The 25,251-nt window shown below is 62.4% G+C and carries 23 protein-coding genes; 8 read left to right on the top strand and 15 right to left on the bottom strand.

Annotated features, from left to right (window positions below):
• Positions 1-22: 22 nt before the first annotated feature.
• The gene (locus LB556_RS22730; protein ID WP_224569959.1) at positions 23-226 is read right to left on the bottom strand and encodes a DUF2892 domain-containing protein; all 204 of its coding nucleotides are present in this window, start codon (positions 224-226) and stop codon (positions 23-25) included.
• Positions 227-256: 30 nt separating this feature from the next.
• Positions 257-1,549, bottom strand: a complete 1,293-nt coding sequence (locus LB556_RS22725; protein WP_224569958.1) for an NAD(P)/FAD-dependent oxidoreductase — start codon at positions 1,547-1,549, stop codon at positions 257-259.
• Positions 1,550-1,746: 197 nt separating this feature from the next.
• On the opposite strand from LB556_RS22725, the gene LB556_RS22720 reads away from it, so the two are divergent.
• Positions 1,747-2,007, top strand: coding sequence for an ArsR/SmtB family transcription factor (locus LB556_RS22720; RefSeq protein WP_224569957.1), 261 nt, complete (start codon positions 1,747-1,749; stop codon positions 2,005-2,007).
• Between the two features lie 104 nt (positions 2,008-2,111).
• The gene (locus LB556_RS22715) at positions 2,112-2,441 is read left to right on the top strand and encodes a rhodanese-like domain-containing protein (protein ID WP_224569956.1); all 330 of its coding nucleotides are present in this window, start codon (positions 2,112-2,114) and stop codon (positions 2,439-2,441) included.
• A 39-nt stretch (positions 2,442-2,480) separates the two neighbouring features.
• Here LB556_RS22715 and cydX read toward each other — a convergent pair whose 3' ends face one another.
• The 3 genes from cydX to LB556_RS22700 are packed head-to-tail and all read right to left on the bottom strand — an operon-like array spanning position 2,481 to position 5,371.
• Positions 2,481-2,612: a cytochrome bd-I oxidase subunit CydX gene (gene cydX, locus LB556_RS22710; RefSeq protein WP_224569955.1), complete on the bottom strand. Its 132-nt coding sequence runs from the start codon at positions 2,610-2,612 to the stop codon at positions 2,481-2,483.
• Between the two features lie 23 nt (positions 2,613-2,635).
• On the bottom strand, positions 2,636-3,790 hold the full coding sequence (cydB, locus tag LB556_RS22705) for a cytochrome d ubiquinol oxidase subunit II (RefSeq protein WP_224569954.1): 1,155 nt from the start codon (positions 3,788-3,790) through the stop codon (positions 2,636-2,638).
• A gap of 15 nt (positions 3,791-3,805) precedes the next feature.
• Entirely contained in the window at positions 3,806-5,371 is a 1,566-nt protein-coding gene (locus LB556_RS22700; protein ID WP_224569953.1) for a cytochrome ubiquinol oxidase subunit I, read from the bottom strand.
• 265 nt (positions 5,372-5,636) lie between these two features.
• On the opposite strand from LB556_RS22700, the gene LB556_RS22695 reads away from it, so the two are divergent.
• Complete coding sequence (locus tag LB556_RS22695) at positions 5,637-7,139, top strand: ATP-binding cassette domain-containing protein (protein WP_224569952.1); 1,503 nt, start codon at positions 5,637-5,639, stop codon at positions 7,137-7,139.
• Positions 7,136-8,764: an ATP-binding cassette domain-containing protein gene (locus tag LB556_RS22690; RefSeq protein ID WP_224569951.1), complete on the top strand. Its 1,629-nt coding sequence runs from the start codon at positions 7,136-7,138 to the stop codon at positions 8,762-8,764. Before LB556_RS22695 ends, LB556_RS22690 begins: the two co-directional genes overlap by 4 nt.
• Before the next feature lie 40 nt (positions 8,765-8,804).
• On the opposite strand, the gene LB556_RS22685 is transcribed toward LB556_RS22690, so the two are convergent.
• The 8 genes from LB556_RS22685 to LB556_RS22645 form a co-directional block, all read right to left on the bottom strand.
• Positions 8,805-9,494, bottom strand: a complete 690-nt coding sequence (locus tag LB556_RS22685; protein ID WP_224569950.1) for an ABC transporter permease — start codon at positions 9,492-9,494, stop codon at positions 8,805-8,807.
• On the bottom strand, positions 9,491-10,204 hold the full coding sequence (locus tag LB556_RS22680; protein ID WP_224569949.1) for an ABC transporter permease: 714 nt from the start codon (positions 10,202-10,204) through the stop codon (positions 9,491-9,493). The genes LB556_RS22685 and LB556_RS22680 overlap by 4 nt, the downstream gene beginning before the upstream one ends.
• Positions 10,205-10,282: 78 nt before the next feature.
• The gene (locus tag LB556_RS22675) at positions 10,283-11,080 is read right to left on the bottom strand and encodes a transporter substrate-binding domain-containing protein (protein ID WP_224569948.1); all 798 of its coding nucleotides are present in this window, start codon (positions 11,078-11,080) and stop codon (positions 10,283-10,285) included.
• A gap of 68 nt (positions 11,081-11,148) precedes the next feature.
• Positions 11,149-13,122, bottom strand: coding sequence for a DUF2817 domain-containing protein (locus tag LB556_RS31880; RefSeq protein WP_318011303.1), 1,974 nt, complete (start codon positions 13,120-13,122; stop codon positions 11,149-11,151).
• Between the two features lie 64 nt (positions 13,123-13,186).
• The gene (locus LB556_RS22660; protein ID WP_224569947.1) at positions 13,187-14,686 is read right to left on the bottom strand and encodes an FAD-binding oxidoreductase; all 1,500 of its coding nucleotides are present in this window, start codon (positions 14,684-14,686) and stop codon (positions 13,187-13,189) included.
• Positions 14,683-15,804: a histidinol-phosphate transaminase gene (hisC, locus tag LB556_RS22655; protein WP_224569946.1), complete on the bottom strand. Its 1,122-nt coding sequence runs from the start codon at positions 15,802-15,804 to the stop codon at positions 14,683-14,685. The genes LB556_RS22660 and hisC overlap by 4 nt, the downstream gene beginning before the upstream one ends.
• Before the next feature lie 46 nt (positions 15,805-15,850).
• Positions 15,851-16,981 carry a 2Fe-2S iron-sulfur cluster-binding protein gene (locus LB556_RS22650; RefSeq protein ID WP_224569945.1) on the bottom strand — a complete coding sequence of 377 codons (1,131 nt, stop codon included), beginning with the start codon at positions 16,979-16,981 and terminating at the stop codon, positions 15,851-15,853.
• Entirely contained in the window at positions 16,978-18,018 is a 1,041-nt protein-coding gene (locus tag LB556_RS22645) for an aromatic ring-hydroxylating dioxygenase subunit alpha (protein WP_224569944.1), read from the bottom strand. Before LB556_RS22645 ends, LB556_RS22650 begins: the two co-directional genes overlap by 4 nt.
• Before the next feature lie 121 nt (positions 18,019-18,139).
• On the opposite strand from LB556_RS22645, the gene LB556_RS22640 reads away from it, so the two are divergent.
• Positions 18,140-19,057, top strand: a complete 918-nt coding sequence (locus LB556_RS22640; RefSeq protein ID WP_224569943.1) for a LysR substrate-binding domain-containing protein — start codon at positions 18,140-18,142, stop codon at positions 19,055-19,057.
• A gap of 197 nt (positions 19,058-19,254) precedes the next feature.
• Here the strand turns inward: LB556_RS22640 and LB556_RS22635 are convergent, their stop codons facing one another.
• A complete protein-coding gene (locus LB556_RS22635; protein ID WP_224569942.1) occupies positions 19,255-19,878 on the bottom strand; it encodes a TetR/AcrR family transcriptional regulator in 624 nt (207 codons plus the stop codon).
• Between the two features lie 169 nt (positions 19,879-20,047).
• Between LB556_RS22635 and LB556_RS22630 the strand changes: the two genes are divergently transcribed.
• From LB556_RS22630 to LB556_RS22620, 3 genes are all read left to right on the top strand, one after another.
• Entirely contained in the window at positions 20,048-21,217 is a 1,170-nt protein-coding gene (locus LB556_RS22630) for a patatin-like phospholipase family protein (protein WP_224569941.1), read from the top strand.
• A 99-nt stretch (positions 21,218-21,316) separates the two neighbouring features.
• Entirely contained in the window at positions 21,317-22,102 is a 786-nt protein-coding gene (locus LB556_RS22625; RefSeq protein WP_224569940.1) for an acetoacetate decarboxylase, read from the top strand.
• A complete protein-coding gene (locus tag LB556_RS22620; protein ID WP_224569939.1) occupies positions 22,086-22,916 on the top strand; it encodes a 3-hydroxybutyrate dehydrogenase in 831 nt (276 codons plus the stop codon). Before LB556_RS22625 ends, LB556_RS22620 begins: the two co-directional genes overlap by 17 nt.
• Positions 22,917-23,384: 468 nt before the next feature.
• Here the strand turns inward: LB556_RS22620 and LB556_RS22615 are convergent, their stop codons facing one another.
• Positions 23,385-25,064: an aromatic/alkene/methane monooxygenase hydroxylase/oxygenase subunit alpha gene (locus LB556_RS22615; RefSeq protein ID WP_224569938.1), complete on the bottom strand. Its 1,680-nt coding sequence runs from the start codon at positions 25,062-25,064 to the stop codon at positions 23,385-23,387.
• Positions 25,065-25,251: the final 187 nt, after the last annotated feature.

Genomic DNA, 25,251 nt, shown 5'->3' with positions numbered 1-25,251 from the left:
GCTGAACGCTCCAGGTCGGATGTTACTTGAAGGCGACGCCGCTCTTGCAGCCGGCTTTCTTGAACACGATGGCCGCCGGACACCAGCCGGTGACCGAGGCCTGCACCATATTGACCCCTGCAAAGGCGGCCAGGAGCAACCAATAGGGTGAATAGAAGTAGCCGAGCGCCAGGGAGATCAGCACCATGAACCCCGCGAACATCAGAACTGCTTTGTCGATCGTCATAGTCATGTCTCCTGAAATCCGTGCCGCGCGCTATTCCGCCGGCTCCAAGTGAATGGCCTTGAGCTTCTTGATGCCGAGCAGGTCGAGGGCGAGCCCTTCGTAAAAGGTCTCGCTTTTGCCCTGCCGGACTTTGTGCAGGAAGTATCTCTCGAACCCGACCTTGGCCGCGTGCACCCATTTGCCTTGCGACGACCAATTGACGTTGCGCGGGGGGATCTGCGGCTGGGCCACGAAGGCGATACCTTCATCGCCGAAGTCGGCCAGGCAGACCGCATTCCAGGTCGCCACGGCCCGCGGGTCCTCGCCGCGCAAGAGTGCGCCAATGTTTTCCGCCGTCGCCGTGACCATGGATTCTATCATGAAGCCGGTCTTCGGCACTCCGACGGGCAGCGGGGTCTTGCCGACCGGAGGAATGGCGACGCAGACGCCGATCGAAAAAACGTTCGGATAGGTCTGGTTGCGCTGATGCTTGTCGATGGTGACAAAGCCGCGCGGATTGACCAGGCCCTCTATGTCCTTCACCGCGGGCACGCCGCGGAATGCCGGCAGCATCATCGAGAAGGTGAATGGCAAGTCGTGCCTGGCCTTCACCGAGCCATCCTCGTTCACCTCCTCGACATGCATGACCTGCTCGTCGACCGACGACACCTTGGCGTTGGTGATCCATTTTATGTGCCGCTCGCGCATGGCGCTCTCAAGCAGTCCCTTGGTGTCGCCCACACCGTCGAGGCCGAGATGGCCGATATACGGTTCCGGCGTCACGAACGTCATCGGCACACGATCACGCACCTTGGCTCTTCGCAGCGCGGTGTCGAGGATGAAGGCGAACTCGTAGGCGGGGCCGTAGCAGGAAGCCCCCTGGACGGCGCCGACGATCACCGGACCCGGCTTGAGGATGAGTTCATCGACCTTCGCCTTGGTGGCGGTCGCATGGTCGATATGGCAGATCGACTGCGTGTATCCGGCAGGCCCCAGACCCGGGACCTCATCGAAAGCGAGGTCGGGCCCGGTCGCGATTATCAGATAGTCGTAGTCGACGAACGTGCCGTCGTTGAGTTCGACCCGGTTCTCTTTCGGATACACCTTCCTGGCGCCCTCGGGTTTGAGCGCGATGTCGCGCCGCTTGAAGGTTGCGACGAGATCGACGGTAATGTCGGTGCGGCTGCGCCAGCCGACGGCCACCCACGGATTGGAAGGAACGAAGGAATAGGATGTGCCGAGATTGACTACGGTCAGACTGTCCTCGGGGCGCAGCTTCGCCCGCATCTCATAGGCCATTATGGTCCCGCCCAGACCGGCTCCCAGGACGACGACGTGTGACATAGGTTCCTCCCGATGTTTCTCGATGGAGCAAAACTGACAGGCTAGCCGCAAGCTTGCTTTGATCAGGCTCAATTTCCAGACCGGCCGGCGCGTTGGCGAGGTTGTGCCGTCGCGGGTCGGTGAAGGGCTTGCATCTAACATTCAAATATCATAAATTCAAGAGTATGAATGTAAGAGAGATGATACCGGCTTCGGGAATGGCCGCGGACCTGCTCAGGAGCATGTCGCATCCGCAGCGGCTTCTCGTCCTCTGCGCTTTGGGAAAGGATGAGCGCTCGGTTGCGGAATTGCGCGACCTGCTCGAGATCGAGCAGGTGCCGATGTCGCAGCAGCTCATGCGGTTGCGCGCTGACGGCCTGGTCGAGTCGCGCCGCGACGGCACGACCGTCTACTATCGCATCACCCGGCCGGAAGTGCTCACGGTCGTTGAAGCGCTTCACTCGGCTTTCTGTTCCTGACGACAGGCGCCCGTTATCGCCCGCGCCTCGTCAAACCGGGCATGAGCCTCGAAAATCTCGCAAGCGGCGCGGCATGGCTGGCCCGCGGAAACAGGAGAAATGCAATGTTTGGTTTTGGAGCGAGCTCGGCGAAAAGGACGTTGACGCCGGCAGAGGTGCGCCAGATGGGCGACGCCGTCACGCTTGTCGATGTCAGGGAGGACAGCGAGTGGGCGTCCGGGCACATAGCCGGCGCCATTCATATCCCGTTGGGCCAGCTTCGTGACGAGATGGAGCGCATCCCCCCTGGCAAACCCGTCGTGTTCTATTGCCATGCGGGCGGCCGGTCATCGCAAGCGATTGACATCGCCATGGCTGCCGGCCTGCCCCATGACACGCATATGGGTGGCGGCATCAGCGCCTGGCGTGCGCAAGGTTTGCCGTCGGCAGGCTGATCGCGTTATCGCTTCGCAACCGGGTTCGGTTGCGAAGTCTCACGGGGTTTTGAGGTGCTCCACCTGTCCCGAGGGCTGCGCGCGAACGGCGCGCAACTCGTACCAGAGAGCATTCAGGATGCCGACCGTGGTGGCCAATCCGAGGCCGAGGATCCAGGCAAAGTACCACATCGTCGCAATCTCCAATCTTGTTGTCAGTAGGCCGACGAGCCGGCTTCGCGCACCGAAGCTGCGCTGACCTTGCCCCAAAGCACGCTGTAGACCCAGGCCGTGTAGGCGAGGATGAGCGGCAGGAAGACGACCGTCGCGATCAGCATGTTGCGCAGCGTCGCCCGGCTCGAGGATGCGTCGAACACCGCCAAAGAATGGCTGGGGTTTGTGCTTGACGGCAGGATGAACGGAAACATCGCCAGGCCGACGGTTGCGATAATGCAGATCACGCCGAGCTTCGATGCGAGCAAGGTGAGGCCTTCGCGACGCGCGCTGAAGCCGGCGGCGGCGACCAGGGGGGCGACAATCCCCAAGGCGGGCACCAGGCAGAGAATGGGCGTGGCGTGGAAGTTGCGCAGCCAGGCGCCTGCATTCGCGATCACTGTCTTGGCAAGCGGATTTGACGGTCCGTCCCAGACGATGGCGCTCGTCATCTCATAGCCGCCGAGCAGCCCTAGCCAGACAAACACGCCGCCGCCGGCGAACAGGATAGCGGCGGCAAGCGCCGCCTTGCCGCCAATGATCCTGGCGCGGTCGGCGACCGGCCCTTCCGCCTTGAAGGTCAGCCATGCCGCGCCATGCATGACCAGCATGGAAAACGAGACCAGTCCGCAATAGAGAGCCACCGGATTGAGCAGCCCAAAAAGGGTGCCCTCATAGGTCGGCCGAAGCTCGGTGGAGAAGTGGAACGGCACCCCCCTCAACGCATTCCCCACCGCCACGCCGAAGATGAGCGCCGGCACGGCGCCGCCGATAAACAGGGCCCAGTCCCAGTTCGAACGCCAACGCGGATCTTCGCGCTTGGACCGGTACTTGAAGCCAACCGGGCGCAGGATCAATGCGAACAGCACCAGGAACATGGCGAGATAGAAGCCTGAGAAGCTCACGGCATAGAGCGCCGGCCAGGCGGCGAAGATAGCGCCGCCGCCCAGGACGAACCAGACCTGATTGCCTTCCCAGACTGGTCCGATCGTGTTGATGGCGACACGCCGCTCGATATCAGTTTTGGCGACGAAGGGTAGCAGCGCCCCGACCCCCATGTCGAAGCCGTCGGTTACCGCGAAGCCTATCAGGAGGACACCCAGCAGCACCCACCACGTGATCCGCAGGGTTTCGTAGCTGAAGAGAAAATCGATCATCGTCGTTGTTCCTTGTTATTGGGCGGCTGCCAGGCGAACTCGTGCAACGGGAGGTACTACTTCCGCGCTGAGCACTGGCCCTTTCGCTATGGCCTGGAGCATGAGCCGCACCTCGATCACAGCCAGCACGCCATAGACGACGGTGAAGCCGAAAATGGTGATGAGCAGGTTGGGAATGCCGAGCTCCGACGTCGCCAGGAAGGTCGGCAGCGTGCCTTCGATAATCCAGGGCTGCCTGCCGAATTCAGCGACGAACCAACCGACCTCGGCGGCAACCCACGGCAATGGCATGGCGAACAGCGCCATGCCGAACAGCCAGCGCGGCGCCGGTGTCTCGCGCATCGTATGCCAGAGCGAGATCGTGAAAACGGCGAGCAGCAGGAAGGCGCACAGCACCATCAGGCGGAAGGTGAAGAAGATCGCCGGCACTTCCGGTACGGTCGACCACGCCGCCTGCTTGATCTGGTCGTCACTGGCCAGGCGTGGATCCTCGATGTAGCGCTTGAGCAGCAGGGCATGGCCGAGATCCTTGCTTGTTGCGTCGAAGCTGGCGCGAGCCACCGCGTCGCCATGGTTGACCTTGAGCTTCTCCAGCGCGTCATAGGCAGTCAGGCCGTTGCGGATCCGTCCCTCGGCCTTCTGGACGAGTTCGAAGATGCCGGGAATTTCCTTGTCGATCGAGCGGGTTCCGATGATGCCCATGACCCAAGGAATATGAATGCCGAAATGGGTCGTCCTGTCGTTCATGCTGGGAATGCCGAACGCGGTGAAGGATGCCGGCGCCGGTTCGGTCTCCCACATTGCCTCCATCGCGGCGAGCTTCATCTTCTGGTTGTCGGTGATGGCGTAGCCGCTCTCGTCGCCAAGCACGATGACCGACAGCGACGAGGCGATCCCGAAAGCCGCGGCGATGACGAAGGAACGCTTGGCAAGCTCGATGTGGCGCCCGCGCAGCATGTAGAAGGCCGAAACGCCGAGCACGAAGACGGCGCCGCAGACATAGCCGGCCGAGACCGTGTGGACGAACTTGGCCTGCGCCACCGGGTTGAAGATGACGGCCATGAAGTCGGTTACTTCCATGCGCATCGTGTCTGGATTGAAGGCCGAGCCGACGGGGTTTTGCATCCAGCCATTGGCGACCAGAATCCACAAAGCCGAGAAGTTGGTGCCCAGCGCGGTAAGCCAGGTGACGGCGAGGTGCCCCCGCGCCGACAGCTTGTCCCAGCCGAAGAAGAACAGGCCGACGAAGGTTGCCTCGAGGAAGAACGCCATCAGGCCTTCTATCGCCAGGGGGGCACCGAAGACGTCGCCGACATAATGCGAGTAATAGGCCCAGTTCATGCCGAACTCGAATTCCATGGTGATGCCGGTAGCGACGCCGAGCGCGAAATTGATGCCGAACAGCACGCCCCAGAACTTGACCATGTCGCGCCAGATCGTTCGGCCGGTCATGACGTAAACTGTCTCCATCATGGCAAGCATGACGGAGAGGCCCAGCGTCAGCGGGACGAAGAGGAAGTGGTACATGGCGGTCAGCGCGAATTGCAGCCGCGACAGTTCTACAAGCAAGGGGCTGGTCATTGAAGGCTCCGTTGGATGCCCTTTACTATGGTGTTTCGCGGCCGTGCCCTTGATGTGCATCAATTCGCCGAAGGCCTCGCCATGGGATTGATCTCTCATGTTGAACGCCGCCTTGAATCGCCATGAAAGCCGCCCAATTCGGTCAAAGGCTTCGGAGAAGCCAATTCCGAACGCCGTTTCCCAGCCAACCGCACCAGGCAGCGCGACACTTCGCCTGGCACGCAACCTGGCCGGCCCCAGCTTGCGGGCGGCCTTGGCGTTGCAGATGGCCCGTATTGGATCGCGGATTGCCTTCACCGGCCTCTCGGCGATCTTTGTCGGCGAGATGATCTTCGGCCGGGCCAACTGGATGCTGTTTGGTGCGGCTTTGGGCAGCTTGATCCTTGGATCGGTGACCGGTCTTGCGACAGACCGCGTGCTCGCCAGCACGGAACTGAAAGTCGCCAACGGCCTGCTTGGCGCCGCGCGCCGTGCCCTTGTCGCGGCCTCTCCCGCCGACGTCCAGGCGATGCCGGCCGGAACACTCATCGCCGGGCTCCAACGCTATCCGCAAGCCATCGCCAGCCTGGCAGTCGGGCATCGCCTCGCTTCGATCATGCTTGGACTGGGGCCGTCGGCTGCCGCGGCCGCGATCGCGGCCGTCTCTTGGCAAGCGGCGCTGGCCCTGGTCGTGCTGACGCCGGTGATGATTGTCTTCTTTGTCCTCGTCGGCGGTGCGATCCGTAGCGGCGCCGAGGCGCAGGAGAAGGCCTTCGGTCGCCTCGCAGCGCAATTCGCCGACCGCATCCGCGCCTTGCCGACAATTCTGGGAAACCATGGGCTGGCGCGCGAAAGGCGCAAGCTCGAGACTCGGCTGGACACCTACGCGTCGGGTACCATGAGCGTTCTCAGGATCGCCTTCCTCAACGCTGGCATCATCGACTTCTTCGCCTCCCTTTCGATCGCCGTGCTGGCCGTATTTCTCGGCCTGGGACATCTAAAGCTGATGAGCGTTCCCGGGTTTGCAGGTTTGCAGCTCTGGCAAAGCCTGTTCATACTTATGATTGCGCCCGAGTATTTCGCACCGTTCCGGCGCTACGCCGAGCAGTATCACGCCAAGGCCGGGGGCGTAGCCGCCGCCACAGCGCTCGACACGCTCGTTCTGGCCGCTCGCCCGCGATCCATCGATTTCGAAACCGCGATCCTGACCCCTGACCTGATCCATGCGGCATCGCTCCTGCCCCGAACCGGCCTTGTGGCCATCACCGGGCCGAGCGGGTCGGGCAAGTCCACCTTGCTGCGCCACGTTGCCGGGATCGGGACGGCGCGATCGGATGGATCGGAGCTTGATCGGCCGGAGATCGCCTGGTGTTCCACGGAGATCCACGTGCCTGAAGGAACCCTCGGCGATGCCATCGGCTGGGGAACCGGACAATCCTGTCGGACCCGCCTGCTTCTGGCGGCCGGCAATGTCGGTCTTCTCGACGACGTGCTTCTGCCCGGCGGGCTCGATGCGCTGATCACCGCCGGGGGTGAAAACCTGTCGGGCGGGCAGCGGGTGCGCATCGGTCTTGCGCGGGCTTTGGCCTCGGGCCGAGCCATCTTAGCCGACGAGCCGACCGCCAAGCTCGATCCGGTAAATGCCGCCATGGTGCGCCGGGCGCTTGCCGGCGCTTCGCGCGGCCGGCTCGTTGTCGTGGCGACGCATGACAGAGACCTGGCCATGCTCGCCGGCAAAACCATCGAAGCAGGGCCGGCAAGCCAACAGGTGGAGGAGAACGCCGCATGAACGACCGCGCCCCCTCGCATGTCGCCCTGCCGCGGGAGAAGATCGAGCACACGGCACAATGGCGTCTCGCCCTCCTTTTTGCATTTGCGGCCCTGGCGGGAGCGGTTCTGCTGACCGGGGTGTCGATGTGGTTTCTCGGTGCGGTCGCCCTCGCGGGCCTGACTCCCGCCGCGCTGACGTTCAACTTTCACATGCCGGCCGCATTCATACGCCTGTTCGCGCTGACACGGACGGCGGCCAAGTACGGCGAACGCGTGGTCGGCCACCGCGCCGCGCTCACCGACCAGGTTTTGCGCCGGGCGACGCTGTTTGCCGCCATGGCGGCGGCACCATCCGTGCGCAAGGCAGGCTGGCAACTTGGTAACCCGGATCGGCTTGCCGATTTTCTCGACGACGTCGAGGACGTGGACTATGCACGCCTGCGGGTCGGGCTGCCGTCGACGACCCTTGGCGTCGCCATTGTTTTGCTTCTCGCGGCGACCCTATGGAGTGCGCCGCTGGCAATGGTGATGATCCTGCTCCTTTTTGCGGCGAATACCGGCGGGGCCTATTACCTGACTGGAAGGGGTGACGCCGATCTGGCAGGAATGCGGGAAAGCCGGCAGGAGGCATCCCGCCTGCTTGGCGCCGCGATGCAGGCCGTGGTGCCTTTGCAGGCCGAACGCCGCTGGAATTCCATGCTCGGCGCGCCCTTTGACGGTTACGCCAGTGCCGAGGCGCGCGCGCTGATGCTGCGGCGCCGGCAGGCCGTCGTCGACATGCTGGCCGGTTGTCTGGCGCCATGCGCCATGCTGAGTGTGCTGATATGCGCCTGGTTGACGGGTCTGCGCGGGGCGGCCCTGCTGCCGCCGGCCCTGCTTGCATTCGCTTGGCTTGCCATCGGTGAATCCGTGCAGGGCGTCTCAAGGATCCTGATCGCATCCGTACGCGAGAAGGCAGCCCGCGTGGCCCTGGCGAAATGGTCCATTGGTCCGGACGGAACCGCGCACAAGCACACACCGGAACAAATCCGTTCGCTCACGCTGGAACGGCTGGTTCGCCGAACGCCGGACGGACGGCTGCTCGGCAGGCCCTTCGGCGCAACATTCACGGCCGGCAGACCGAGGATCCTGCATGGGGCTAGTGGCTGCGGCAAGACCTCCCTGTTGAAGCAGATCGCCGGCTGGCTGGATGCCGCCGACGGATGCGTTCTGGCCGATGGCGTTGCGCTCGATACGGACAAGCGCCGCGCGATGAGTTCTTTCTGTCCTCACGACGCCGCGGTTCTTGCCGACACCGTACGAGAAAACCTGTTTGCCCCAAACGCCAGCGACGAGGATTTGTGGACTGCGCTTAGTGCCGTGGAACTCGATGGCCGGATCAGGGAAGCGGGCGGCCTGGACGGCTGGATTACGCAGGCCGTGCTGTCGCTCGGCGAGGCGCAAAGGCTGAACCTCGCCCGCGCGTGGCTTTCCGAGAAGCCTATCGTGCTGCTGGACGAGCCGGTCGAGCATCTTGATGCCGACCAGGGCAAGCGCATCCTGGCCGCGCTGCTTTTCCGGCTCCGGCAACGCATCGTTGTCCTGTCGAGCCACGAGACCGGGCTGATGCTCGCGGAATGCCGGCCGCTATTGGTGACGCAATGACCCGATCCAGGCGACACATCCACGGCGGTCTGTTCGAGCATCAGTTCGCGGGCGCTTCGTGCCGCATGAGAAAGCGTTCAACGACGCGGATAATCGCGATCAGCAACAGGTTGATTACCAGGTAGAGCACCCCGGCAATGGCGAATATCTCGAAGATCGCGAAGGTCTGGCTCATCAGCCGCTTGGCATAGCCGGTGATTTCCAGCACCGTGATCGTCGAGGCGAGGCTGGTGCCTTTGACGACAAGGATCAGCTCGTTGCCATATGCCGGCAGTGCCTGGCGGATGGCGAGCGGGAACTCGATGCGGCGGAACCGCAGCATGCGCGACATGCCGCACGCCTGGGCCGCTTCGACGAGACCGACCGGAACCGACATCAATCCGCCGCGCAGGATTTCCGACGTGTAGGCCGCCGTATTCAATGCAAGCGCCAGCACGGCGCAGCGCGCGCCGTCGCTGATCACCCACCACAGAGCCGCATTGTCCTTGATGAGGGGAAGCTGGCCAAGCCCGTAGTAGAATAGGAATATCTGCACCAGCAGCGGAGTCCCGCGAAAGACATTGCTGTAATATTTGGCGAAACCTGACAGGAGCCGGTTCGGCGACAGCCGCATCAATGCCAGCCCAAGGCCGAGATTGAAGCCGATCAGCACCGAAACAAAAGTCAGTGCCGCCGTGACCCACAGGCCCTTGAGCAGAACGGGGATCGCAAGCTGGATGAGGTCTATCATACTGCTTTTCTCGTCCGCAGCCTGAGCAGGCGTTCGATCCCGTCGAAGCCGGCCTGGCTTACAAGGGTGATGAGGAGATAAACCACCGCCGCGATCAGGTAGAAAATAAACGGATGGCGCGTGGAATTCGCGCCGATGAAGGAAATGCGCATCAACTCCTGAAGGCCGACCACGGAAACCAGGGCCGTATCCTTGATCGTCGTCTGCCAGACATTGTTGATGCCGGGAACCGCGATGCGCAGCATCTGCGGAGCGATGATGCGGCGAAAGATCCGGCCGCCTGGCAGCCCGAGCGCGCGAGCGGCCTCGATATGGCCATTGGGGATGGCGCCAAGCGCTCCGCGCACGACCTCGGTCGAATAGGCGCCGGAGATGGCACCGATGGCGATGACCGCGATGACGAACGCATAGCCGCTCTCGGCGACACCGGCATAGCCGAAAGCGGTCACGACCTTGGTCACGAATTCAACCGAACTGAAGAACAGCAGATAGATGATGAGCAATTCGGGCATGCCACGCACCAGCGAGGTATAGGCATCGACAAGCAGCGAAAGCGGAAAAATCCGGGCCCATTTGATGAGGCCGCAGACGATGCCGATCACCAGACCGGCCGCCATGCTGACGAGACCGACGAGGATCGTTATCGACGCGCCGCGCAGGATCGCGGTGACCCAACCCGCTTCCCAAACCTGCCAGAGACCGAATTCCATCCGAGTTGCCCTAAATGTGCCGCGTGAACGAGACGCATGCGTCCGGCAGCCCGGACGCATGCGAGAGCTTTTCAGCGGTTATTTGCAGGGCCGCGAAATGTCGGTCTTGAACCATTTCTGGCTGGCCTTGCCGACCGAGCCGTCGGCGATCAACTCGCAAAGCGCCTTGTCGATCTTGGCCTTGAGTTCGGTGTTGTCCTGCGCGATGCCGACACCGATGCCTTCGCCGAGAGTCGGATCGAAGGTGCTCTTGATCTCGACGCCGACCAGCTGAAAGTTCTTGCCGTCGGGCTTGTCCAGGAAGTCCTGCAAGGCGGATTGATCGGCGAAAGCGGTATCGATGCGGCCGCTCGCCAGGTCGATCTGCATCTGGTCGAGCGTGTCGTAGGTCTTGAGATCGGCATTCGGTGCGCGCTTCTCGAGGAAATGCGCGTGCGTCGTGCCGGCCTGCACGCCGACCTTCTTGCCGTCGAGCGATTTCAGCAGCGTGTCGACATCGGTGATGGCGGCGAGATCGGAGCCCTTGGCCGCCACGAACATATTGGCCAGTTCGGCGTATCCGACGCTGAAATTGATCTCCTTCTTGCGGTCGGCGGTGATCGACATGCCCGAGATGATGACGTCGAAGCGCTTGGCCTTCAGTGCCGGGATCAACCCGTCGAACGCCTGCACGACGAAATGGCACTTCACTTCAAGCTTGGTGCAGAGCAAGGCGCCGACATCGGCGTCGAAGCCGGTGACGTTGCCGTTGGCGTCGGACATGCTCCATGGCGGGTAGGCGCCTTCCGTGCCGATGGACAACTCGCCTTCGGCCGCCAATGCGCTGCCCATGCTTCCCGCGAGAAAAGCGAGCAGCGTCAAGACTTTCAGTTTCATATCAGTTCCCCTTGTCGTTGGTTTTCATTGCAGTTGTCCGAACCGGACGCTTCGAGGATGCGGCTTCCTCATAGTGTCCGTGCCAGGAACTGGCGCAGACGCTCCGAGCGCGGACTGCCGAACAGCTCCGCTGGCGCACCCTCTTCCTCCACCTTTCCCTGGTGGAGAAACAGAACCTTGTGGGAGACCTCGCGCGCGAACTGCATCTCGTGCGTCACGAGGATCATGGTGTTGCCTTCCTCCGCCAGCTGACGGATCACCCGCAGCACCTCGCCAACCAGTTCGGGATCGAGCGCCGAAGTCGGCTCGTCGAAGAGGATGACCTTGGGCCGCATCGCCAGCGTGCGGGCGATCGCCGCCCGCTGCTGTTGGCCGCCGGACAACTGGCCGGGATAGTGGGCATGCTTGTCGGCAAGCCCGACCTTCTTCAACAGGGCGTGTGCCCGCTCGATGGCCTTCTCGCGGGGCTCCTTCAGCACGTGCCGGGGCGCCTCGATAATGTTCTCGACCACCGTCATGTGCGGCCAGAGATTGAAGTTCTGGAAGACCATCCCGACGCGGGCGCGGATCCGTTCGACCTGCGCCATGTCGGCCGGCCCGACACGGCCGTTCGACAACGGCTTCATCTTGATGACCTCGCCGTCGATGGCGACCTTGCCGCCGTCCGGCTGCTCCAGAAGGTTGATGCAGCGCAGGAACGTGCTCTTGCCGGACCCCGACGAGCCGATCATCGAAATCACCTCTCCGGCATGCGCCGTGAGATTGACGCCCTTCAACACCAGAAGCGAGCCGAAGCTCTTGTGAAGCTCGTCGATCTGCACGGCTGGCGTGCTGGTCTTCGGTTCGAGGGTGAGAGCCTGGGCGACCACCGCGGCGCGAAGCATTGGCGACGTCTGTTCTTTCGCGACGACCTCGTCCTGGCCAATCTCGACAGCCTGCAGGTCCGCCAGCGCACGATCGAAATAGCGCAGGCTGCTGGAAAGGCAGGTCCGCTGCCAATCCGCATCGTCGGGAATGAAGGCCGAGCGCAGCGTTTCCCGTATCCGCTTGCCGAGCGGCGAATCGAGCTTGCCGAACAGATGCAGCCAGTTGTCGGCCTGCACCGCTTCCATCACGGTCGGGCCGTCCAGCGTGCCGCATTCGATGACAAGCGGCAGCACGCGCGCCTTCGGCATCGCCTTGCGGACGGCGTCCGAGACATAACCGGTCGCCGTTGCGGCGATGCCAGTGCCTGTCTTGGCGCCCGGACCTGTCAGGACTGTCGCAAGCGCCGGCCCGAAGATGGATTTGCCCCAGGCAAGGCCGGCATGCTCGGAACTCGCCACCGAAAGCAGGGCCGGATAGCCATAGGGCCCGGCGCCGGTATGCAGATCGAAGACGATGACCTGGCGCGCCTCGCCGGCAAAACTCTTCAGGATTTCGTTCAAGGTTCGGTTCGACCAGACGGGGCCGTCGCCGCCGTAAAACATGCCGTCGGCGAATTCATACTGGCCGGCCTCGACGACCGCCGCCAGCCCGGCATGCCCGAGTTTCCTGCGCGCCGCGGCGAGCTTCTCGTCGGCCGCCATCCGGTCCGGCCCTTCCCACTCATGATAGGCAAGCGCGGCGTGCAGGCCGGCATAGCCGTTGTTGACGGGAGCGGCGGCCGACCAGTCGATGAAGTTGCGGTTGAGATCGACATTGTCTTCGTTGACGCGCCGCGACCACGCCGTACCCCAGGGATTGATGAGGTGGATGGCGAGGATCGCCGTGTCGTCGGGCAAGCGCCGCAGGTTCTTCTGGGCGAGCCACGCGGTCTGGCAGGTCGAGCCGAACGGCCCCTCGACCCCATGCGTTCCGGAGATGAGCACGATCTGTTTCGGCGCATCACGGCGGCCAAGCAGCGCCACATCGGTCGCCAGGGCCTCCCCATTCGGCCCGTTCAGCGGATGAGGGTATTCGAACAATTCCGCGCCCGCCCGCTCGGCCGCCTCGCGAAATCCCCGACGCAGGGCCGCAAAATCCGAGGCATAGGGCGACGCCTTCTCATCTTGGCGCGCCATCGGTCCCGCCGGGCGACTGGTAGCTGCGGTCAATCCGTTCATTCCCTGTCGTTCCGCCGGGTGGCTATTCATCGTTGAGATCGCTCGCGTTCTTAAGAGGCAATCGGCGCTCGTTGCCGGAAGGGAGCGGACTGCAGGACCGGACGAACCAGGCATCGCAGGGAAGCACCTTTTCGGGGTTCATGATCGACTGGTCGTCCAGCGCTCGTTTCACCCGCTCCATCGCGGCGAGCTTCGTCGGATCGGCTGTCGCCAGCAGGGAATGGATGCGCTTCGACCCAACGCCATGCTCGGCGGAAAAGGAACCGCCAATCTGCCTGAGCTGTTGATACAGGACGTCCTCGACCGCCTTCGCGATGGGAGGAGCCAGCGGACCCCGGCGATTGAGCACGATGTGCAGGTTCCCATCGGCCAGATGCCCGAAGACATAGGGCGCGAGACCTGATTCGATCGCGGCAAGACCGGGTATGATCCTTTCGAGATAGGCTGAAATCTCCGACAATGGCACGGACACGTCGAAGGAAGGCGCATCGGGATGAGCGCGATAGAGCACGCCGGTATCCTCGCGCAGCCGCCACAAATCGTCCTCCTGCCGCCGTGAGGCGGCGATGATGCCGGTCGCATCGGGATACTGCTGCACCGTCTCCAAATAGATCCGCTCGAAATCCTCGCGCATCGCCTCTTCGCGTGCGCCGCCTAGCGACAGCAGCAGGAACAGCGGCTGATCGAGCGGCACGCTGGGTTCGGACCACTCATGGGCGGCGGCGGCCAGGCTGAAATAAGAGGTCCACATCGCCTCCGCCGCGCGCAGATGCCCGGCATCCGATTCAAGCGCCAGCCGAATTATCCGCAGGGCCGCCTCGACCGAGGGCAGGCCGAACAGCGCGGTCGCCGTGGCGCGCGGCGAAGGATCGAGCTTGACCACCACCCGTGTGACGATGCCGAGCGTGCCCTCGGCACCGATGAAGAGATGCTTCAGGTCGTAGCCGGCGGAGTTCTTCACCACCCGGGTCAGGTCGCAATAGAGCGATCCGTCGGCCAGCACGGCCTCGAGGCCAAGCACGCGATGGCGCATGACGCCGTTGCGAAACGCCATTACCCCACCGGCATTGGTGGACACCATGCCGCCGATCGTCGCCGAGCCGCGCGCGGCAAGGTCGATACCCGGTTCCAGCCGGTGTTCGAGCGCGGCCTCCTGCAGGGTTTCCAGAGTGACGCCGGCGCCAACCAACGCCACGCGCTCAAGCGGATCGAGCCGCTCGATGCGGTTCATGCGCGCCGTCGACAGCACGATCTCGCCCGGCCGCGAAATGCTGCCCCCGACCAGGCCCGTTCGTCCGCCTTGCGGCACGACAGGAACCTCGTTGCGGCGGCAGATGCGCACCACTGCCGCGACCTCCTCCGTCGACAAAGGCGCGACAACAATGCCGGCGCCACAATCGGCGAGATCGTCGCCGGTCCGCACGTTCGAGGCGCCGACGACATCACGGATATCGTCGACGACCGCCAATGGCACCGCCTGGGCGATCCAGCTTGTTTGCCCTGGAGAAGCGAGGCCGCTCATTGTCCCACCAGTCCCCGGAGAGCACCGAGCAGCCGGTCGTTGTCCGCCGGGGAGCCGATGGTGACGCGCAGAAAGTGCTCATAGCCGGCCTCGCGCCACGCCTTGACGATAATCCCCTGCTCCAGGAGACCCGTGGCAAGGCTCGAACCGTCGCCATTGCAGTCGAAGAACAGGAAGTTCGTCTGTGATGGCGCAACCTGGAAGCCAAAACCCGCCAGCGCGGCGGCGACACGGGCACGTTCGCCTCTGATGCGCCCCACCGACGCCTTCATCCAACCCTCGTCGGCAAGGGCAGCGACAGCGGCGGTCTGCGCCGCCACGTTGACGTTGAACGGGGTCTTGGCTGCCGCGATCACTCTTGCCAGTTCGAGGCCCGAACAGACGGCATAACCCACGCGCAGCCCGGCAAGGCCATAAGCCTTAGAAAAGGTCCGCAGCACGACATGGTCGATAGAGCTGTCGCGCAACACCTCGATGCCGTCCGGCGCACCGGCATCGGCGAATTCGAAATAAGCCTCGTCGAGGACGAGAACCGTGCCGGGCCGAACGGCTGCGATAAGCCGTCGCAAGCTGGAAAGATCGAGACCCGGGCCGACCGGGTTCCAGGGCGAGGATATGAAAGCGATCCGCGGCCCGGCGGCGATCGCCGTTTCGAGCGCGGCAAGGTCGAAGCCCATCTCCGGCGTCATGGCAATCTTGACGACTTTCGCACCGGCCGCCAGCGGCTCGATCTCATGCAGCCCGAAGCTCGGCACTGTCGTCACCACCGAGGCGCCCGGCACCAGGACGGCGCGCGAGATGGCGGCGATCATCTCCTCGGAACCGTTGCCCGCGACGATCAGGCCGGGATCGACACTCAGTCTTTCGCCAAGTGCTGCTCGCAACGTCGTGCAGGCCGGATCGGCATAACGCCATGGTTCGAACGATGAGGAGGACAATGCGGCCAGGACGGCTGGAGAGCAGCCATCCGGGTTCTCGTTGCTGGCCAGCCGGGCAATGTCGTGGCGGCCACTGAGCGCCCGCGCCATCGCGATGTTCATGCCGGCATTATAGGGCGGCAATGCCGCGACATGCGGATTGAGTGGCAGGCTCGACGCTGGCTTGACCGACAGTTGCAAATCCCGACTTCCGTTTCCCCTGGCCACGCGTGGCACGACGATCTTGTCAAATGTCCAGAACGACTGATCCGAGTGGCCTGGAGCAGCACAGCAGCACTTCGCCTGGTCCCAACTCGTCCAACGGTTCTGCGAAATAGGCGACTTCACCCGAGACCAGCCGAGACTTGCATGTGCCGCAGATGCCGGACCGGCAGCTGAATTCCGGCTCCAGGCCCTGGTCCTCGGCAAAGTCGAGCAGCGATGCCGCCTTGCCATCCCAGATCGCTGTCAGGCCCGATTTTCGGAACTGCACAGTGGCCACCTCGCCCGCGGGCTCGATCCGTGCCGGCTGCGCCTGCGCGGCAGGGGCTCGCGCGGCATCAGGCTCAAGCACTGTTGCCGGGCCGAAGAATTCGTAGGCGATGCGATGCCTCGGCACGCCAAGTTCGCGCAGCATGGCGTAGATCGCCTGCATGAACGGCGGCGGGCCGCAAAGGTAGAAATCATAGTCGTCGATCGGCAGCAGGCGTTGCAGCACATCCTTTGAAATCATGCCTTCGCTGTGGAAATGCCCGTCGGCCCTGTCGCGCTCCGACGGGGACCGGTAGCAGTAATGGGCGACCAGCCCAGGCCGCGTGGCGACAAGGTTCGCGACCTCGGCGCGCAAGGCATGCACGTCGCCGTTCTCGCAGGCGTGAACGAAGACGGCACGGCGATCCGGCATGGCAGCCACCGCATGCAGCATCGAGACCATGGGCGTCAGCCCGACACCGCCGCTGAGCAACACCACCGGACGGCTGCTGGCCTTGTCGAGCAAGAAATCGCCGCGGGGCCCTTCGGCCTGGAGTACATCGCCAACATCGATCCGGTCATGCAGGAAGCACGAGCTTGCTCCGTCGGGCAGACCCGGCGCGGGTGCAGCTTCACGCTTGACGCTGATCCGGTAGCGGCCCTCGCTGGCCGGCGAACAGGAGACGCTGTAATTGCGCAGCACGTACCCCCTTTCGCCAGCGGCATTCCCGGGCACCGGAACGCGAAACACCAGGAACTGGCCCGGCTCGAAGTCGCGCCAGTCGCGTGGATTGACCGGCTCGAAATGGAACGACGTGATGACAGCGCTTTCCCTCACCTTCGCAACCACCTTCAGGTCGCGAAACCCGCTGCTTGCAATAGTGTCGCGGGCGGTGAATGCGTTCATTCGGCGGCCGCCAATTCCTGGCTCTCGCTGGCGATCAGCTTGGCGAGGTTGCGGCGGAAGCGCAGCGGACCGACATCGATCTTGAGATCGAGATTGGGCGTGCGCTTGCCGGCCATGCCCTTGTGCACGGCATTGAGCACGACGCGATCCTCGTCGAAGGCGCCACGCACGGAGGTGGCGAACTGGCGCGAAACCTCCAGATCGTCGGGAGCGAAATTGCGCATCTGGAACCAGTAGTATTTCGTCTGGTTCTCATCGACCGGCGTCATGAAGTTGTAGCTGTCCATGAGGAACACGTCCTCATGCAGCGGCTTGCCTTCCCCACCGGTGCGCGCCGGCACGAAGATCGCCTTGATGATCGCGTTGGAGGGGTAACGCACTTCATAATGCTGCTTGCGATCGCAATTGCCGGAGAATTTGAGGAAAGGCGCATAGAACGGCGCCGGTACGGCATCGACCACCCAGCGCCATACCGTCACGCCGTCCGCTCCCACCGTGGTTTCAAGCGGCGCGTCCTCCATGGCCTGGACACCGCCGAAGGACGATTGGTGGACCCAGGACACGTGCGAAGGGTCGAGCAGGTTGTCGGTCATGTAGAGGTAATTGCAATCGAGCGCCATGGATTCGCCGGGGTTGACGCCCCATGCCGGATCGCCCCAGTGGTCGACTTCGAAGATCAGCGCGGGATCGGCCTTTGCCGGCTCGCCCATCCAAATCCAGAGCAGTCCGTAGCGTTCGGCGATCGGATAGGAGCGGACGCAGGCGACATGCGGTATCTTTTCCGCGCCCGGCACACGCGTGCAGGTTCCTGTGCTGTCGAAGGTCAGGCCGTGATAGCCGCATTCGACCGTGTCGCCCTTGATGCGGCCCATCGACAGCGGCAGCTTGCGATGCGGACAAGCGTCTTCGAGCGCAGCCACCACGCCATCGGTCCGTCGGTAGAGAACGATATCCTCGCCAAGGATCCGGGTGGGCACCAGCCGGTCGGCGACCTCATGATCCCATGCGGCAACGTACCAGCAGTTTCGAAGAAACATGGCGTCCTCCCCAGCTTGTGAACGCCCAAACGAATATCTCGCGGGCTTGGAACGACATAGGGCTTGCATCTGCGTTCTATTTTAGAAAAACTAAATCAAGCTGACCCCAGGATCTGCCCAGGTGAACAAGACGCCCCCGCTGCGTGCGATACAGGCCTTCGAGGCTTTCGGCAGGCGTGGCAGCGTGACGGCTGCTGCAAACGAACTTGGAGTCTCGGTCGGCGCCGTCAGCCAGCAGATCCGCAAGGCTGAAGAGGCCCTGGAGGCGAGGCTGCTGGAACGCCGCGGCAGGAGCGTGGCTCTCACGGCATTGGGCCGGGTCTATCACGCAGCGGTTTCCGTCGGATTCGAACAGATTCGCGAGGCTCAGGACGTCATCGAACGGGCCCGTTCGGCGGACACTTTGACGATCTCCTGCCTGCCATCTCTGGCCAGCAAATGGATCGGCCCGCAATTGCTGGATTGGCAGATTGGGCACCCTGGCGCGAACGTGCGGCTGGTCGGCGCCGAGACAGAGCCCCGACTGGATACCGAAGAGGTCGACTTCCGTATTTCGTACGGTGACAAGTATCGTGATTTCAATCACTACACCGAACTGTTCACGGATTGGGTGGTGCCGGCATGCTCGCCGGCGCTGCTCGCCAGGCACCCGGTGCTCAAACCCGCCGACATTCTCGACCTGCCGCTTCTCAGCATAGAATGGGCCCGCGACCACCGTTCGCCGCCGGGTTGGGCGGAATGGGCCGCAAGCATCGGTGCGTCCTACCGGAAAGCGTCAGGTGAGGTCGCCTTCTCCTTGTCGAGCGCCGCGATCGATGCTGCGGCCAACGGCAGGGGCTTCGTGCTGGCACAACTGTCCATGGCCGCCGACGACATCGCCTCGGGCAGGCTTGTGGCGCCGTTCGACAAGCGCATCAGGCTGCCGGAGCCCTATTTCCTGGCCTGGGACCGGGCGATGCTGGAAAAACCTTTTGGGCCGGAGCTGCGAACCTGGATTGTTTCAATTTCCAAGCGGCTTGGCGCAACCTTGGCAGGTTAGCCGACCGCTACGTTTTTCGTGGGCCAAAATTCAGAATTCTTCCCGTATCGTTCCGCATGATTCCGCAAGCATGGTACAATTCAATTTAGCCATCCCCCTATGCCTCTTCGCACCAACCCCACCGCCATCTAAGCAAAGTCACCGCGCGTGAGCAGACATCGCCGTGGCGAAAAGGCAGAACATCGTGGATGGCAATATCATGGCCATTTTTTCCAGGCGTTCTCTTGGTCCGACCGCGATGCGCCGAGGGCGCGAAGTGCCGACTCGACGGTCTGTTGTGTCAGGTCGGGTCTAGCGCCACGATCAAGAATGCCCCTCGTCACCTGGAGCCATATACCCATCACGATGTCTACTGCCAGGTCTACGTCCCGTATGCTCAGCCGATCCTGGACTATCGCCTGCGCGATATCGGCCTTGAGGTTCGTCCGGACCCCTCGCGCATACTCGCCGCGCGATTGAGAACTCTGAACGACCAGACGTGCCCAGTTCGGGTCCGAGATCGCCTTTTCCAAGAACTTCGTGAAAGCGAACGAAAGACGTTTGACCGGATCTTCCAATGCGAGGCGTGCATCACGAAGTACCCCGTCGAAGCTCTCGCCTAGTTTCTCACCTATTGCCGCGGCCAGTTCGTCGATGCTCTGAAAGTGGTAGTAGAAGGTGCCCTTCGCGACGCCGGCTGCCTCCACTACTGCATCGACTGTAACCGCCTCGCGAGACCGTTCTGCCATTAGCATCGTCCCGGCATCCAGGATCAGGGTACGCGTTCTTTCTCGCTTCTCCCGTCCGATCTCTGCCCTGCGCGCCAAATCAACCTTCGCCATCTGTCCTGCCTTTTTTGCATTGCACCGTTACGCAAATGTCATATTGACCAAATAGTCGATTTGACGTAGTTGTGCAATATGAAATTTGCTCAGCCAACCGGCGTACAAATCTCCGCTCCGGTTCTCGCAGCCCAAGCGTATCCGAACAAGACCAGTAAGGAATGCATCCATGAATGTTCAGTCCCAGCACTTCAAATCAGGGGGCCAGCATCTGCCCTTCGAATGCATTGCCCTGGTGCTGCAAGGTGGAGGCGCGCTCGGGGCCTACCAGGCGGGAGTCTATGAGGCTCTTGCGGAAGCCGACATTCATCCGGGCTGGGTTGCCGGCGTGTCCATCGGTTCCATCAATGCCGCAATCATAGCCGGTAACGAACCTTCCGAAAGGGTCTCAAAGCTGAGGGCGTTCTGGCGCGAGATTACGGCCAACCCCCTGCTCGACTGGGCTGCCGCTGCCGGTGTCCTCGCCCCCAAAGGCGACCTGCCCCGCGCGCTCTTCAACCAGTTCAGCGCAGCTTGCGCGGCCATTGCCGGCGCACCGGGCTTTTTCAACCTCCGGCAACCCGCTCCCTGGCTCCGCCCGGGTGGTGCAATCGAGGGCACAAGCTTTTACGAAACCACGCACCTGAAGAGCACGCTTGAACGACTTGTCGACTTCGACCGGATCAACGCAGGCGGCATGCGTTTCAGCGCAGGCGCCGTAAACGTGTGCACGGGCAATTTCGTCTACTTCGACAATCAAACCCACAAGATCCGCCCAGAGCACGTGATGGCGAGCGGCTCGCTGCCGCCAGGCTTTCCGGCAGTTGAGATCGAGGGTGAATTCTACTGGGACGGTGGCCTTATCTCGAACACTCCATTGCAATGGGTGGCCGAGCACGGACCTCGACAGGACACGCTCGCCTTCCAGGTGGACCTCTGGAGCGCCCGGGGTGATTTTCCTCGCAATCTTGCCGACGTTGCGACAAGGCAGAAAGAAATCCAGTATTCCAGCCGCACGCGCGCCAACACCGACCAGTTCAAGCAACACCAGCGGTCCCGGCACGCACTTGCCGGCTTGCTTGCAAAGCTCCCCCCCGACCTGCTCGGCAGCGATGAAGCCACCATGCTGAGCAAGCTTGCAGACCACAAGGTCTACAAGCTGGTCCACCTGATCTACAGGTCGAGGCAGTACGAGACTCACTCGAAGGACTACGAATTTTCGCGGCTGTCGATGGAGGACCACTGGCAAGCCGGCTACTTCGACGCGGCGCGCACGCTGCGTCACCCAGAGGCATTGAGCAGGCCGAACAATCTGGACGGAGTCAGCACCTACGATCTCACCGAGCACGGGCAGCAATAGCGGCCGCAACGCAAACGCGACTGAGACTGCGATCCAAACCCCAAGGTTCAAACCGGCCTTTTCTGAGCCCAGCAGACCGCTCCACCAAGGAATTCCACCATGAAGCAAGACAGCGTCCGGGAAACGGCCTTCGCCATGCCTCTGACCAACCCCGCCTATCCAGTCGGTCCTTATCGCTTCCGAAATCGCGAGTATCTGATCATCACCTATCGGACGGATCCGAGGAAGTTGCGCGAGCTTGTGCCGGAACCGCTTGATGTGCCCGACCCGTTGGTGAAATTCGAGTTCATCCGCATGCCCGACTCTTCGGGCTTCGGCGACTACACGGAAAGTGGACAGGTCATTCCTGTCTCCTTTCGCGGCCGCCATGGCAGCTACACTCATTGCATGTTTCTTGACGATCATCCGCCGATCGCAGGTGGCCGCGAACTGTGGGGTTTCCCAAAGAAACTAGCCAGTCCCACGCTCCGCGTGGACACCGATACTGTTGTGGGCACGCTCGACTATGGTCCGGTCCGGGTCGCCACCGCAACGATGGGCTACAAACACCGGGCTGCCGAACTCGCATCCGTAAGGACCTCACTCAGCGGACCCAATTTCCTGCTTAAGATCATCCCCCATGTCGATGGCAAGCCGCGTATCTGTGAACTCGTCGAATACCGTTTGGAAGACATCGATCTTAAGGAAGCGTGGCACGGCCCGGCGTCGCTCGATCTCTGGTCGCACGCGCTGGCCCCGGTTGCCGAACTGCCCGTCTTGGAGGTGATGTCGGCGATGCACATCATTGCGGATCTGACCCTGCCGCTCGGGACGGTGGTCCATGACTATCTTGCTGAGACGAAGCCCTCATACGGCAAAGGAAAAACCCATGCAGTCGCGGATTGAAACGCTGTCGGCCAAGCAGGCCGCGAATCCCGACGGCCGGCTCGTGGACAAAGTGGCTATGATCACTGGAGCGGCCAGCGGCATCGGCAGGGAAATTGCACTCGCCTTTGCCAGTGAGGGGGCAAAAGTGGTCATCGCAGATCTCGATCAGGGATCGGCCCAGCGAACCGCGACCGAGATCGATCCGACGGGCAAACGTGCGCTCGGAGTCGCTATGGATGTCGGCGATGAGGAGCAGGTCGACATTGGCATGGATCAAGCGATCCGTGCCTTTGGCCGGTTGGACGTTCTGGTCAGCAACGCCGGTGTCCAGATCGTCGGCCCTCTCGTCGAATTCGAATTCGAAAACTGGAAGAAACTCCTTTCCATCCACCTCGATGGCGCCTTCCTGACCACCCGCGCCGCCCTGCGGCAGATGTACAAGCAGAACAGCGGCAGCATCATCTACATGGGGTCGGTGCATTCCAAGGAAGCATCGCCGCTCAAAGCGTCCTATGTGACAGCCAAGCATGGCTTGATCGGCCTGGCTAAGGTCGTAGCGAAGGAGGGTGCCGCCCACGGCGTCCGTGCCAATGTGATTTGCCCCGGGTTCGTTCGCACGCCGCTGGTGGAAAAGCAGATACCGGAACAGGCCCGCGAGTTCGGGATATCTGAAGCGGAAGTCGTCAAAAACATCATGCTGAAGGAAACCGTCGACGGCGAATTCACGACTGTGCAGGACGTGGCGGAGGCGGCGTTGTTTCTCGCGGCCTTCCCGTCCAGCGCGCTGACCGGCCAGTCGCTCGTGGTCAGCCATGGATGGTCTATGCAGTAGTGCCTCGCAGGCCGTAGCGATGGGCAAATGGCGCTTCAAGGACGCTCAATGCCCACGTCGCGGCTCTCGCGGCATGACACGTGGGCGATTTAAGCCAACAATCCCGAGCTTAGCCGACCGCCCCCTAAGACAACCTTAGCGTCTGGGGGGCTTTGCGAGCCCGGCAGAATCTGCAACCGGCGCGGAAGTCACAGCAAGAACGCGCACCGACCGCATGGTAGAATTGCGGTCCTATCGCATTGGTCGTTTTTGAACGATCGAAGTCTACTCTTACAGTTCCTGAAATAAATATTCTTGCATCACCGGGTGAAACCATCGCTATGACTTGCATAATGTGCGAACAGAAATTTCTGGCGCGTCCTTTTCGCTATTATTTCTGCTCCAAGGTGTGCTGGGATGCCGCGAGGGCAAACACTGCTTGGAAGATCCTATCGGAGAAAGACTTCGGCCCTCTAACGCCTGTCAGGCTTACCACTCACACCCGCTATCCTCGGCCACACTGACCCGGCCAGACAACGCGGCCAGGGTAAGCACCCCGTGGCCGCGAATGCTGATCAAGCGTTTCAAAGCTACACAGCTCCCATGCCTACCACGCGGCCATGAAGCACTGCGGAACTCGGCCTCTTGGTTATGCGGCTGCGGAACCAGCGTCTTGCCGTCGGAACGGACGAAGTTCAGGTCCTTGATCGCATCGGCCAGATCCCAGCCGTCATAGAGCGTCTCCCACTCGCGCTTGCCGCTGAAGCGGCCCATGGCGGGCGTCGGACGGCCCTGATACTCGTCGGCGAACGCCACCGTCGCAGTCCACTTGTCGAGTTCGTGGGCGAAGGTGTGCAACTGGCCGTCGATCTCGCCGACCACCATGTCCTCGCGGATCAGGCAGGGAACGAGGCAGGACCAGCAGCGGTGCGGATAGACGTAGCCGACGTCGCTGTTGAACAGCAGCACCTTCTCGCCCTTGTGGCTGAGCTTGGCGTACCATTTCCAGAAGTCGCCGAACTCGGCGTACCAGCCCGGATACTTGTGCTCGAACCACTCGAAGTCCTTGTCGGTCTGGGCTTCGATGCGCCAGAAATTGACTGGCCAGCCGACCGCGAAGAACTGCCCGACCTTGTGGACGTAGTTCTTCTTGGTGATGCGTTCCCAGGCAGCCTGGACGTCGTCATGATGGACCTTGATGCCGTATTTCTCGAGCGGCAGCATGTAGGTGCGGTAGTAGTCCTCATAGATCCAGCGGTGCCACATTTCCGCGTAGGACTCCTTGTTCTTGTCGCGGTTGGTGGTGCCGTATTCGATGAAGGTGCCGATGGCTGCATCGACGATCGCGTGGTTCTGCCAGAAGGCGTAACGCAAGTCGCGCTCGAGCAGGAGGTGGTTTTCCGGCTCCTTGAGCGCCGCCATCAGCAGCGAGTGGCCATTGCCGATGTGCCGGCTTTCGTCCGACTGCACCGACAGGAAGACCGTCGGCAGCGCATAGTCGCCGTTGCGGGCGGCTTCCGACGGCATGGCAACGAACAGCGTGTTGGTGAAGGCAGTCTCGGCCACCACGGTCAAATACATGCAGGCGGCGGTCATCGTGTCGCCGGTGATGAAACCTTCGGCAAACTGACGGCCGATGGTGGTGGCGTAGCACTTTCCGAAGGCTTCCTCCGTGATGTCGAAGCCGGCCGGATCGATGTAGTTCTCCATGTACCATTTCTTCAAATTCATCTGAATCGTCGAGTGACGGAACTCGTCGATCATCTGCATGGTGAAACCGGTTCTGAGTTCCTCGCCGGGTGCAATGCGGGCGACCATCGCCATCGAGCGGGCGGCCGAGATTTCCGGGAAGGGAATGATGGCGAGGAAGAGTTTCATCCACTCGACCCAACGCGGCTCGACATTGCGGAACATGTCGCCGCGCAGCGCCGCATCGAGCGCGCCGTAGACGCGGTTGTCCTTCTCTTCCTGCATCGGGAAATAGGACCGCAGGACCTGCTTCATCGGGTCGCGCGGCGTCTTGTTGATCTTGTAGTCGGTCGGAAAGGTCATCGCTTCCTGGACGTAGGAAGGATTCCAGCCGAGGTCGGCAATCTTCTTGGTCGCCTCGCCCACGGAGATGCCGCGTTGCGAGGTGATCTTGTTGAGCGTCAGAGACGTCATGGTCATAAGCCTCCACCAGGTTTGAGCCGCGGGTCCCTTGACCCCGGCATGAAGCGGCACACAGCACCGCCAGTGAGAGTGCGAACGGCATGACAAAGGGTTGCGCATTCAGGCGCGACTCGTGGTCCGGCCATTCAAGTGGATCGCGGCAAAGGTTTTCGAGGCGTCTGGCAGGGAGCGATCGAGACGCCTA

The organism is Mesorhizobium sp. ES1-4, from assembly GCF_020164745.1.
Taxonomy (GTDB): Bacteria; Pseudomonadota; Alphaproteobacteria; order Rhizobiales; family Rhizobiaceae; genus Mesorhizobium.
Note: the sequence above shows the minus strand (reverse complement) of the source record. Positions and strands in the feature narration are given on the sequence as shown.